The organism is Moorena sp. SIO2C4 (genome assembly GCF_010672485.1).
Lineage (GTDB): Bacteria > Cyanobacteriota > Cyanobacteriia > Cyanobacteriales > Coleofasciculaceae > Moorena > Moorena producens.
Window position 1 is genome coordinate 1 of record NZ_JAAHGN010000106.1, and the last position, 11548, is coordinate 11548.

8 protein-coding genes and 2 pseudogenes are annotated in these 11548 nt (G+C 42.8%); 5 read left to right on the forward strand and 5 right to left on the reverse strand.

The genetic code is table 11. The features are described from left to right. Positions 1 to 195, forward strand: a pseudogene (locus F6K20_RS08460) (hypothetical protein); the annotation flags it as partial. A 16-nt stretch (positions 196 to 211) separates the two neighbouring features. On the opposite strand, the gene F6K20_RS08465 reads toward F6K20_RS08460, so the two are convergent. The 4 genes from F6K20_RS08465 to F6K20_RS08480 form a co-directional block, all read right to left on the reverse strand. Further along, positions 212 to 1735 carry a DUF1802 family protein gene (locus F6K20_RS08465; protein ID WP_008181076.1) on the reverse strand — a complete coding sequence of 508 codons (1524 nt, stop codon included), beginning with the start codon at positions 1733 to 1735 and terminating at the stop codon, positions 212 to 214. Positions 1736 to 1977: 242 nt separating this feature from the next. Continuing rightward, complete coding sequence (locus F6K20_RS08470) at positions 1978 to 3783, reverse strand: hypothetical protein (protein ID WP_008181077.1); 1806 nt, start codon at positions 3781 to 3783, stop codon at positions 1978 to 1980. 83 nt (positions 3784 to 3866) lie between these two features. Then, on the reverse strand, positions 3867 to 4622 hold the full coding sequence (locus F6K20_RS08475) for a hypothetical protein (RefSeq protein ID WP_083373640.1): 756 nt from the start codon (positions 4620 to 4622) through the stop codon (positions 3867 to 3869). 490 nt (positions 4623 to 5112) lie between these two features. Further along, on the reverse strand, positions 5113 to 5634 hold the full coding sequence (locus F6K20_RS08480) for a phosphoribosyltransferase (RefSeq protein WP_008181079.1): 522 nt from the start codon (positions 5632 to 5634) through the stop codon (positions 5113 to 5115). Between the two features lie 219 nt (positions 5635 to 5853). On the opposite strand from F6K20_RS08480, the gene F6K20_RS08485 reads away from it, so the two are divergent. Then, entirely contained in the window at positions 5854 to 7554 is a 1701-nt protein-coding gene (locus F6K20_RS08485; protein WP_044492460.1) for an MFS transporter, read from the forward strand. 257 nt (positions 7555 to 7811) lie between these two features. Here the strand turns inward: F6K20_RS08485 and F6K20_RS08490 are convergent, their stop codons facing one another. Then, positions 7812 to 8066 carry a hypothetical protein gene (locus tag F6K20_RS08490; RefSeq protein ID WP_008181083.1) on the reverse strand — a complete coding sequence of 85 codons (255 nt, stop codon included), beginning with the start codon at positions 8064 to 8066 and terminating at the stop codon, positions 7812 to 7814. A 159-nt stretch (positions 8067 to 8225) separates the two neighbouring features. Here F6K20_RS08490 and F6K20_RS08495 point away from each other — a divergent pair, with 159 nt between their 5' ends. The 3 genes and pseudogenes from F6K20_RS08495 to F6K20_RS08505 all read left to right on the forward strand — a co-directional run. After that, positions 8226 to 10346, forward strand: coding sequence for an NAD(P)/FAD-dependent oxidoreductase (locus F6K20_RS08495; protein WP_008181086.1), 2121 nt, complete (start codon positions 8226 to 8228; stop codon positions 10344 to 10346). Positions 10347 to 10581: 235 nt separating this feature from the next. Then, the gene (locus F6K20_RS08500; protein ID WP_008181088.1) at positions 10582 to 10785 is read left to right on the forward strand and encodes a hypothetical protein; all 204 of its coding nucleotides are present in this window, start codon (positions 10582 to 10584) and stop codon (positions 10783 to 10785) included. Positions 10786 to 10845: 60 nt separating this feature from the next. Further along, positions 10846 to 11548, forward strand: a pseudogene (locus F6K20_RS08505) (hypothetical protein); the annotation flags it as partial.

Consider the following 11548-nt stretch of genomic DNA (forward strand, 5'->3'; position numbering starts at 1 on the left):
TGGTTCCTCTTGCCTCTTGCCTCTTGCCTCTTGCCTCTTGCCTTCCCCTCCTGGGAGGGGTTAGGGGTGGGTTCCTCTTGCCTCTTGCCTATTCCCTGCTCCCTGCTCCCTGCTCCCTGCTCCCTGTTCCCTGCTCCCTGCTCCCTGCTCCCTGCTCCCTCAAAAAAAGTACCTCACCAAATTGAAAAATACTAGACTGAACAAGTGCTAATTAATCCATGGGCAAGTCCCGCAGGAAGTAAAAGCAATCACTTTTACTATCCGTTTCCTTGATTCTCCCCAAGTAGCCAGTTAAGGGAGAAGAAAGCTCAATCAATATTTCGTGTAGTTCTGCCTGAGTCAAGGACTGGGGTGGATTGGAGAAGTTATAGGCTCCATAGATCATCTCTACTCCCACGGTGTGATTATCTCTATCGTCAATCAGCTTTTTCACCAGCTGGACAATATGCGATCGCAATTTCAGTTTTTCAGAAACATGATTAATATATTTCTCAACTTCCTGATCAGCTTGACCAGGTATCAAGTAATCCTTTAGTATAATTAAATCAACGGAATTGGGATACTGGCTTTGAAGTTTCACCAGCTTCTGAAGAGTTTCAGGATTAATAATTGCCATACCATGTACAATAGCTGCATCCATAAGTTGTTTAGTCGGCTCACCAGGGCCAATGATTAACTTAGCCGTTTTATTAAGTAGTTCTTGATTGTTTAAACGTAATGTTCCTAAATTCAACAGTTGTACTGCCGTATCGTTAGGAATTTTTTTCCCAGCCTTGCACTCACCCACCAAGGGATAAGGTTTTGAGCAGAATAAATCTAAGCCACCAGCACCACCTTTGTGAGCATGGTCGATGGTAAATCCTAGAAACTTAAGGCTATCACGAACAATATTTTCAAAATCTGTACCAGCTTGATAATTAGTTTTACCTTGATCCAACTCTTTGCTGCGATTTCCCAATGCTGCGATGGTATTTATCCAAGCTAAATCTGGATTAGATGAGGTTAACTGCTTGTTGCTACTCCAGCCTATAAATTTTTTGATCTCTTCGTCAAGGGCTTTAGCAGCTGGGTTAGTAATTGCCAGGTTAGCGATTTGACTCTGTAATTCTTCCAATTCCGGATACAGTGGCGGGAGTCGATTTTCTAGCTGGTGTCGCCGTTGGCTGAAAATGCGATCGCTTAATACTGGCCAATCGTCAGTAACCCTAATATTATCACCTAAACTAACAAACTTTCCAAGGGGCTGACTAGTAGTATTTCTAATATTACTAATACTATCATGTCTAGGTACTTCAAGAACTTTAGGCAACTGATAAACCCGCAAGTAAGCCAGGAAAATACCCTGCTGTTTCTCAAGTCTTGCTTGTAATCCGGCTGCTGTCCATACCGTTAACAGTGATAACTTCTCCAAGGATTCAGTTTTCTTCAGGTGTTGGCAAAGTTCACACCTAGCCCAAGCCTTAATCAAAACTGTCTCAGAATTCAGTGCCGTTAGACTTTTTTGGGCTATTTCTCTAAAACTAGAGCGATAATATTGCTCAGGATACAGGCAATGACTTGATGGATTATTCCTTGATATCTTATTAGTTAATATCTTAGACGGATATAGGACAAATTTTCGCCCTGGATTGATAAATAGCTGAGGTATAGCAGCAATCATTCGCCCTTGAATTAAGGCTTCGATATCTGGTGCCGGTAAAAGTAGGGCTATTGAAATTAAATCTTGCTGACTCATTAGTAGATATCTAGATCACTTACTATCAATCAATCTCATCCCTAGCGTCAACTATGTAACTCCTGTCAACTCTAGCATTTATAAATCAATTATACCAAAGAAAGTTACTTTTTTGATATTACCAAAAATCCCTATATATTTTCTTAACTCTTGCCTCTTGCCTCTTGCCTCTTGCCTTTCCTTAAGGGAGTATGTTCACAAATCAAAGGAAAATGCTATAGATTCATTGACTTACTCATCCTTTAACTTTCCGACTCTTCATCCACTGCCTCTTCAGGAATTTGTCCCGATGGAGCACTCAAAATTTTTCGCAGTAATCGGTTATCTATGGCTAGCTTTGTGTTAGAGATAAAATCCTTAATCTGCTCTTCACTCAACTCATAGTCTTCACGACTCTCATAAACAGAGCGAATCGCAATTAAGGGTTTAACCTCCTCTGTTTTCAACACTACCCATTTTCCTTCTTGAGCCTTCAGGTTATTCAAACACTCTTGAGCCTTCTTAGCACTTTGACTTATGGGTTTAGAGCGGACTAAACAACCACGGGTCAGATCATATTTTTTATAATTCCCAAGATGAGATAACCCAGCCGTTACAGTATTTCCAACAGAGGCTTGGATCACCGCTAGTCCGATTTTGACCGTATTCCCGTCTTCTTTACCAACTATCTTGAGCCCTAAGTATTTATTTTTAGGTTTAACTGGAGCTTCAATTTTTTCGATTGTGACTCCTGACACTATCTGTCCTATGAGTTGGTTGAGGCCAAACTTGATAGCGTTAGTGAGCTGAGGGTCATCCTCCATATACTCTTCATTGTCAATATTTTTGATCTCGTTATTATAAGCAGAACTAACCGGATTTATAGCAGGTCTATGGGATGAAACTTGCTGACCATTAGGTAATCCCCAGTTAGTTTGACACCATTTAAGAACATCTCTTGCTGTTGGTCGTTGTTTCCCAAATTCTTTCAGTTTTTCTTCGGTAAAGGGATAAACCCGCTGAGGAGGAGTTAGTTTATTCTGATTATAAAACGCTTTTAACCGTAGGGACACTAGATCAATTATCTGCTCAGAATTTAGAGGATTTAACTCAACTTCTCGCTCGCCTATTCTGTCAACAACTGCCTCATTTAAATCTAATGCTCTGATTTGATGTGTCCAAGTGTCAGGATACATAGCGGTCAGCAGCACACCCCGTTTAATGCTATTGTATAAATCTGTTGCTAAGCTGGCAATAACTTGTGCTCTGGTAAACCCTCCATCATCACATTCTGTACTATCTAATTGATCAAAACACACCACCAAGGGATTGTAATCACTAATTAGGTCTAAAATCTGACAAGTTATATCGAAAGCGTCTTTGTCATCTTCCGAATTGTTGGGTAACTCCATCTCGTCAGCTTTTTTCTGGGCTAAACTTTGGCCAGACAGCCATTTAATAGCATAAGGGGCATGCTGCTTTGATAATGTCCATAAAATCGCTCTGATCAGATCCGGATTGTCGATGTCTGTCTTGATTTCAAGAACTTTATCAGTCAGTTGATCAATTAGCTTGGGATTTTTAGCCAAGGCATTGGGAAATACATTGACTAACTGCTGAGATGTGTAACTTCTTTTCATCGCCTCATTGGCTAAAGCAGTCCCTAAATCTTGCCACTGACTCACCCCCTGGCTACCAACCTCCTTGAGACTTAATGCCAGGGTCTTAAAAAATTCCGGCTTGATCCGGTTAAGGTCATTGTAATCAGTCATATAGACAAACCAAGCACCGCCATCAGATTGAAGTTGATGGCGAACCCTACTGAGCAAATGAGTTTTGCCTAACCCTGGTTCAGCCTTGATGGTAATGCCAATAACGTGACGCTCCCCGCCACGAACTTCTTCAATTGCCTTAAAAACCGCGTCGGAGGCATGAGCATTTATAGAAGGAACGTGAGGGAATTCTTTTTTCCATACATTTTGCTTCTTGACAACCAACTCTCTGTTAAAAGGGTTTTGTTTTTTGATGGCATTCTGGAGTTGTTCAAGGGGAGATGAACTATTAGTCATGATAAACTGTTAGTCATGTTAGTGTGAGGAAACGCTACAAACAGTCAACAGAGATTTATTACAATAACCAGGCCAGCCTAGGATTATAGCCGCTTAGCATAGCAGCGTAATCCACTCAGTTCTGTGGTGATGGAATCTTCGATTTGGGATGGATCGCTATCCGGTAAGCTACCGCCTTGGAGTTGCAAAATATCCTTAGCCTGCATTTCCAACAACCACTCATTAAACTGGGAACGACTGACACTATCCCCAATTTCCCGTCTAATCCGATAAATCGGTACGAGATCATCAAGGTTATAGTCCTGATTTAGCTTGTCGTAAACCTCCAAGACCACCGACTCAAAGGTTTCATAAGAAGCGATCGCATTTTCCCCAGTTTTCTCAGCATCAGCGCCTGGGTCAACGACCTTAGCCACTGAGCTTCTTTCTCGAATCCAATTTAGAACAGCCTTGACATCCTTGGCTCTGACCAGACTACCGTCAAACTCAAAATCAGCGCTTTTGATGCCAGCGTCTAGCACTTCCAAGCCTTGCTCTGTCAAAAACACATACTCGATTCGGGCTTTTTTTGTTTTCTTGATCGTCCCATCTGTTTCCAATGTTTTAAAGATGTCAGTATAATCACCAGACCTCTCATTATTCAGTTTCACTGTATCACTTAAGTCTTTTCTTTTGACTTCTTGCTTTGATCCTCCTAGATTCCACAAGTGTAACAGGAGGCGAGTTGTAGCTTGGGCTGGGGTCCCTCGTAACCCTTTCTTATTTTCTTTCTTATTTTCGGGTTCAGGGTTTGTGGACATTTCCGTTTGTTCTGTTTGTTCTACTGTTGACATTTCCATTTGTTCTAGGTATTTTGTTCTAGTATTTACGTAGATCAGATTATGGCTTGTCACCTCTCTATCCAGTGATAGCCTAACCAATAGTATGATGCCAATTCGGCACGATTGAGTCAGAAGCCATAAATTTTTATGGCTAGCCTAGCCTCAGGCCAGCCAAATTAAGCGTCTGCCTTTGTATAGCCCTAAAATTGCATTTTGAGGGCTATGAGTCATAGCTAAGTCAATCACAATTCCCCATGGGATTGCCCCTTGGGGTGCTGCGAAAAGCGAAATCGTACTCTCTTGCCTCTAGGATCATAATTTCCAAACTATCCAGTCTTTCCCCCCAGAAAGCGATCGCATTTACTGGGAAAATCTCCAATTCTGCTAGCTTGAGTAGAGCAAGGTAGTCGAGTCTCGATATTATATCACTTCTGTTCAGTCCTAGGTTACTTTCAACTATTATTTCTGTGCCCCCTCTGGTTCCTCTGCTCCCTCTGTGCTGATAGGATCACACTTCTCTAATTAAATAGGTTTGAGCCAAATCAGCTGGACTCATGGACTCATACGGTTCAAAAGGCTGATGAATCCAAGGATTATCTGGCAAATAATCCACATAGTAATCAGGAGCAATCCCAGAACAGCCTTTATACCAGATCACAGCAGTACGAATCTCCTCAATTTCTGTACCATAATGACTATAAAGCCATTTAATCCCCTCTCGTAGACTAATACCAGAATCCACTAAATCATCCACCAACAGGATCCGAGTACCTAATTTTGCCGTCGTCATCGCCAGGTGGCTCGAAAACGTAATCGGTCTTCGGATCCGATTGTCTGGTCCGGTATAGGAAGCAGCAGACATAATCCCTAAGGGCTGATTGTAAATGCGGCAGAGGATATCACCAACCCGTAATCCTCCCTTAGCAATACAGACAATCTGGTTGAAATCCCAATCGGCTTGATAGACTTTGACAGCTAGCCGTTCGATTTTTTCATAGTACTCTGACCAGGAGACGTAAAGTTCTGACATAGTTCGCGCAATTGATATTGGTTAGGTATTGGTGAGGGAATCGACCATTAGCAAAAGTCGAAAACTATTCGACCATTACCAGCGGTTGTTCCGAATTTCCCAAGTTCGGAATTTCCCTACTTCTACAAGAAGTCTAATGTTAGAAATGGCTTATGAGTGATTCGTTTTGCTAAAAAAATTCCTATCACCACATTGCCTAGCTCAATTATCTTATCGGTTATGACTGATGTTTCTAGTTCTGATGCCAGTAATCGTCCCCAAGTCTCCGGTGGACTCGAAAAGCTTAACTTTACCACCAAACTAGCTTATGGTGCTGGAGATATGGGTCCAGCCATGACCGCCAATCTCTTAGTCTTTTACCTCCTGCCATTTTTAACCAATGTGGCTGGTTTACCAGCCGGTTTGGCAGGGAGTATTCTGATGATTGGCAAAGTTTCCGATGCCATCAATGATCCCATGGTTGGGATTATGAGCGATCGCACTCGTTCTAGTTGGGGGCGTCGCATTCCCTGGATGCTGTTTGGGGCAATTCCCTTTGGTTTTCTGTTTTTCTTACAGTGGATTGTCCCCCACTTCAGCAATAACAATACCATTAATAACTGGTTACTGTTTAGCTACTACCTTCTGATTGCTATTCTGTTCAACATTGCCTACACTGCAGTTAACCTACCCTACACCGCCCTCACCCCAGAACTCACCCAAGACTACAACGAACGCACTAGCCTCAACAGCTTTCGCTTTACCTTTTCCATCGGTGGCAGCATCCTAACCTTAGTTCTAGGGGGATTAATTTTTAGTGCCTATGCCGGTGATAGTGGGAAGCAATATCTAGTGCTAGGGTTAGTCTGCACCTTGCTGGCGGTGGTGCCGATATTGTGGTGTGTGCTGCGCATCCAAGAACGAGGTGCACAGCCTATATTGGGAACTCAGCAGAAAAAGACTCTAGGAACTCTGCTGACCCTAATTGGACCCCTATCATTTTTCTATGGCATTGCCCGGATTATCCCAGTGACTGCCAAATTATTGGGTGCCACTAGCAACCCTGATATCACTGGTATCTTTCTGAGTCTTCTTGGTTTACTAATTACCGTCTTTGGTATAACTCTGATATTTTCTACCCCAGAACCCCACCTGAAAGATAGCTTTGCTTTCACAGAGCGCTCTGAAGCTGACACTTCAGCCTCCTTATCCTTTTTTGAGCAACTGCGGATTGTATTCAGTAACCAGCCTTTTCTCTATGTGATTGGCATCTACCTGTGTTCCTGGTTAGCTGTCCAGTTAATCGGTTCTATCTTGCTTTACTTCATAGTCAATTGGATGGGATTGCCCGAGTCTAGCTTTTCCTTAGTCGCCCTTGCGATTCAAGGTACTGCCTTATTGATGCTGTTTTTCTGGAAGATGGTAAGTGAGCGATTGGGCAAAAAAACCGCTTACTTTATGGGCACTAGTCTCTGGGTTATCGCTCAAGTTGGTATATTTTTGCTACAACCTGGTCAAGTGGCCTTAATGTACTGTTTAGCTGTTATGGCTGGTTTTGGGGTTTCTGTGGCTTATCTCATCCCCTGGTCCATGGTGCCGGATGTGATTGAACTTGATGAATTGACCACAGGTCAGCGTCGGGAAGGGATATTTTATGGCTTCATGGTTTTGCTGCAAAAACTTGGTTTAGCCCTAGGGTTGTTTTTAGTCGGTATTGTCCTAGAGTGGTCAGGATTCATCTCATCTACTGCTGGGCAACCAGTCCCCACCCAACCCGATTCCGCACTGCTAGCCATCCGTATCGCTATGGGACCACTGCCAACTCTATTCTTGATTGGTGGTGTAGTACTTGCTTACTTCTATCCCATCACCAAGGAATTTCATGCCCAAATTCTCTTGCAGCTAAGAGAGCGTGATCAAGCTACTAGGCAAGGGGAATAGGAATTGATCGGTTGTGTTAAAGATCTAGTTTGACTCAGGAGTAATGTTATAACTGGGGGAAATTTGCCAATCAATAGACTTCGCCGCAGTTGTCAGGCAAAAAGCTTGCATAAACAACAATTGACGCAAACAAGATCAGAAAACTACTAAGTCTGGCAGGTCTAATACCAATCAATCAATCAATCAATCAATGATGAAAAAGGTAGATGCGTTATGGCTTGAGTCGTAGCAATTAACCTAAGCAGCTTGGGCGTCGCTTAAGACGCCTGCCATTCTAATTCAGGCAGACTCTCCCAGGCTTGGACAACCAGGTCATTGAGTAATACTCTTTGTGAGTGATCAAGCCAATCGTCTTCTGCTAAGACTTCGGCAGTTAAATCGTCAAGAGACTGTCCTTCTTGACGGGCAATTTGAATGACACCAGCAATCGCCATTACCACCAGTTCTTCATCAACTGGTTGTTGACGTAGGGCGACTATTTCTTGTGGACTAGCTGGAATGGGATAATTCATACCTAACAAACAAGGGCACCCTTGACTATAACTAAACTGAAATCAATGTAAAGTATTTTTACGAATATTAAACAAGTCGATACTTGGAAGCTTAGCGTATTTTCATCACTGATTACCTCCGTCTCTCCTCTTAATGAAATTTGTGATCACATAACCCCTATGAAAGAGATTCTGTACGTAGAAATCCCTACACCAGACACCAAGACTGTCTGCCAATGGTTGCAACAGGAATGGCAGCCTAAGCTCGGGGATAAGATAATCACGCCAGATGGTATTCGTCTGCAATGGGAGACTACTCCTGATGAGAATTCTAATCACAAGACTACAGTTGCCCTATCTTTGATTCCAGAAATCTCGATTTTTGTGTGGTCTGTGCAGCGAACCACCTACCTCAAAGCTTTTCGTTGGTCCGAAAAGCCCCTGAGCGGCGAAACGCTAATTCTAAGACAGCTGACCCAGAGTCTTCGGGAGCAATTCCCCTACCACTATCCAGAACCACCGGATGTAGAGTTATCTGAGCAATCCATCTTTGAAGCATTAGCACCCTATTATCCTCAGACTGTGCACTTTTTCCGGAAAATGCCTAGAGGAGAATATGACCTGAATCGAGTTTATTGGTGGGAAAAGCGCTGGCGTGAGGGGGTTCGTAACCCCGAGCAGCCCAAGCAGGTAGTGTTTAAGGGGTTGAAGGCCACGCTACGCGAACAACCATCTAACCTTCAACCGACTAACCTTCAACCATCTAACCTGCAACCTTCAACCCCTAAGTACGACGTAATCTACATCGGTGGTGCTTTGGGAGTGATCCATGCTGCAACAATGGCGCAGCGGGGTTATCGGGTATTGCTGATTGAGCGGTTAACCTTTGGGCGGATGAACCGGGAATGGAATATTTCACGGGATGAGTTTCAAAGCCTGATTGATTTGGGTTTATTTACCCCAACTGAGTTTGAAGGGATCATTGCTAGGGAATACCTTGATGGATTTAATAAGTTCTTTGATAGCAACAACCCACCCCACTTGAAAGCAGCCATCTTGCACACGCCAACGGTGCTCAATATCGCCATTGATTCTGCTAAGTTTTTGCAACTGTGTGGAACAAAGCTCACCAGTGCTGGGGGAGAAATCTGGGATGAGACAGAGTTTATCCAAGCAACTATCACCCCAGAGGAAGTTGTGGTGGATTTGCAACACTTACCGACTAAATCTCACCGACAAGCGAGTGGTCGTCTGTTAGTAGATGCCATGGGAACGGCTTCACCAATTGCTTGGCAACTCAATGGGGGTAGGGCGTTTAATAGTGTCTGTCCCACGGTGGGGGCTGTGATTGAGGGATTAGAGCCTCAGGTGTGGGATCCCGATTATGGTGATGTTCTCAATAGTCATGGGGATATTTCCCGGGGACGTCAACTGATTTGGGAGTTGTTCCCTGGTGCAGGTCAGGAATTGACAATTTATTTGTTCCATTACCATCAGATACATCCTGAGAATCCCGGCTCTTTATTAGAAATGTATGAAGATTTCTTTACTATCTTACCGGAATACCGCCGATGTGATATGGAAAAATTGGTGTGGAAGAAGCCAACCTTTGGGTATATTCCCGGACATTTTACGGTGGGAAGTCGCGATCGCATTGTGGCCTTCGACCGACTGGTTGCCATTGGTGATGCTGCCTCCCTTCAGTCCCCCTTGGTGTTCACTGGCTTCGGTTCCTTAGTGCGTAACCTCTATCGCTTAACCGATCTCTTGGAAACTGCCTTGCGGCACAATCTTTTGAGTGCTAAGGATTTAAATCAAATTCGTGCCTATCAAAGTAATATTGCTGTGACCTGGCTCTTTTCCCAGGGGATGATGGTACCAACAGGTCGTCATCTACCACCCCAGCGGATTAACTCCATGCTCAATACCTTCTTTGGTTTGTTGGCAGATGAACCACCGGAGGTACCAGATACGTTTATTAAAGACCGTTTCAGTTGGTTAACCTTTAATCGACTGGCACTCAAAGCAGCTCGCCGAAACCCTGCCCTCATCCCCTGGATTTTGGAAATGGCTGGTGCAAAGGATTTCTTGCTTTGGGTAGGCAGTTACTTAAGTTTTACTAGCAATGCCTTTGTCAGCGGGTTGCTCAAAGGTTGGTTTCCCAGTCTAGTTCGACGGTTACAGCCCTGGCTTGAAAAGCGTTATCCACGGCTTTGGTTACAGTTGTTGGCTCAAAGTTATGCCATCACAGCTGGGATGGGGCGTCCTGAAAAAATAAACCGTGAGCTCAAGTTCGATTGAATACTTATCATTTAAGGTTATTCGTTAATTGTTAATTAGTAATTAACAATTTTTTATTAACCAAGAAGGTAAGCATTCAGCTATCAGCTATCAGCTATCAGCTATCAGCTAATGCCCTAGGCGCAATGGGCTTTTCCTCAGAATTTCAATTCTCATTAATCTCGAACTATTAAATTCTCCCATTCGAGGTTTATTTTAATTAAGCTGACGGCTGAAGGCTTACCCAAGAACTAAAATGATGATGATTCAAAGAAAGACTTTAGTAATTATCTGTCTAATTTTAATCGCTGTTGTCGGTGTTGTCATTAATGTCAAACTTTTACAAGTTTGGAACTATAACACTGAAGGACATGATATTTACTATAGCTGGGTAGAAGGGAAGCGAATTTTATCGGGGCAAAATCCCTACGCTAGAGTCTTATCGGGAAATATGAGATAAAATCAGAAGTATGCTACGTATTTACCCATTTTTTATTGGCTTTCAGCATTAACTCAATTATTGGGATTCCAAGACTACTCAGACTGGATTTCCCTATGGCGACCGATATTTTTAATGGTTAATATCGGGATTGCTGGTCTAATTTTCTATCATTTGTATAACCATAAATTATTTATTTTTGGCTGGTTTGCTGCTTTATTATGGTTACTGAACCGATGGACGCTTTATGTTAGTATCGACGCTAACTTGGATTTCCTAGCCATATTTTTTATGATTCTTTCCCTGATGTTACTGCCGAAACACAAGTCCAAAGCTTTCTTGATGTTTAGCTTGTCTTTAGGGATTAAACAAATTGCTATATTTTTAGTACCACTTTATCTGATTTGGGCTTGGCAATCATCAGAGGATAATCCTGTAAAGGATACCTTCATCGCTTTGTTGTTAATACTTGTTATCCCTGGGATAACGTCACTACCATTTATCTTATGGAATGCAGAAGGATTCTTTAAATCGATTCTATTTTCAGCCACTAGAAATCCAGACGGACATGTTAATGCTCCTTCCTTAGATGGGTTAATTACATTATCAAATCCTGATTTCATTGGTATCAAAGCTAAGTTGCCAATGGTGTTGGTAATGAGTCTAGTATTTCTGAGTGCCATGAAGCGACAAATTGGCATCTATACTAGTGCTTTGCTGAGAGGTTGTCTGAAAAGTCTCATTTGCTACATCCAAGCCCCCGTTGGTCCCCCAATTTTGGGGA

Coding starts and splice junctions, on each gene's coding strand:
- F6K20_RS08465 (WP_008181076.1), bottom strand. CDS start 1,735: ATGAGTCAGCAAGATTTAATTTCAATAGCCCTACTTTTACCGGCACCA.
- F6K20_RS08470 (WP_008181077.1), bottom strand. CDS start 3,783: ATGACTAATAGTTCATCTCCCCTTGAACAACTCCAGAATGCCATCAAA.
- F6K20_RS08475 (WP_083373640.1), bottom strand. CDS start 4,622: ATGGAAATGTCAACAGTAGAACAAACAGAACAAACGGAAATGTCCACA.
- F6K20_RS08480 (WP_008181079.1), bottom strand. CDS start 5,634: ATGTCAGAACTTTACGTCTCCTGGTCAGAGTACTATGAAAAAATCGAA.
- F6K20_RS08485 (WP_044492460.1), top strand. CDS start 5,854: ATGACTGATGTTTCTAGTTCTGATGCCAGTAATCGTCCCCAAGTCTCC.
- F6K20_RS08490 (WP_008181083.1), bottom strand. CDS start 8,066: ATGAATTATCCCATTCCAGCTAGTCCACAAGAAATAGTCGCCCTACGT.
- F6K20_RS08495 (WP_008181086.1), top strand. CDS start 8,226: ATGAAAGAGATTCTGTACGTAGAAATCCCTACACCAGACACCAAGACT.
- F6K20_RS08500 (WP_008181088.1), top strand. CDS start 10,582: ATGATGATGATTCAAAGAAAGACTTTAGTAATTATCTGTCTAATTTTA.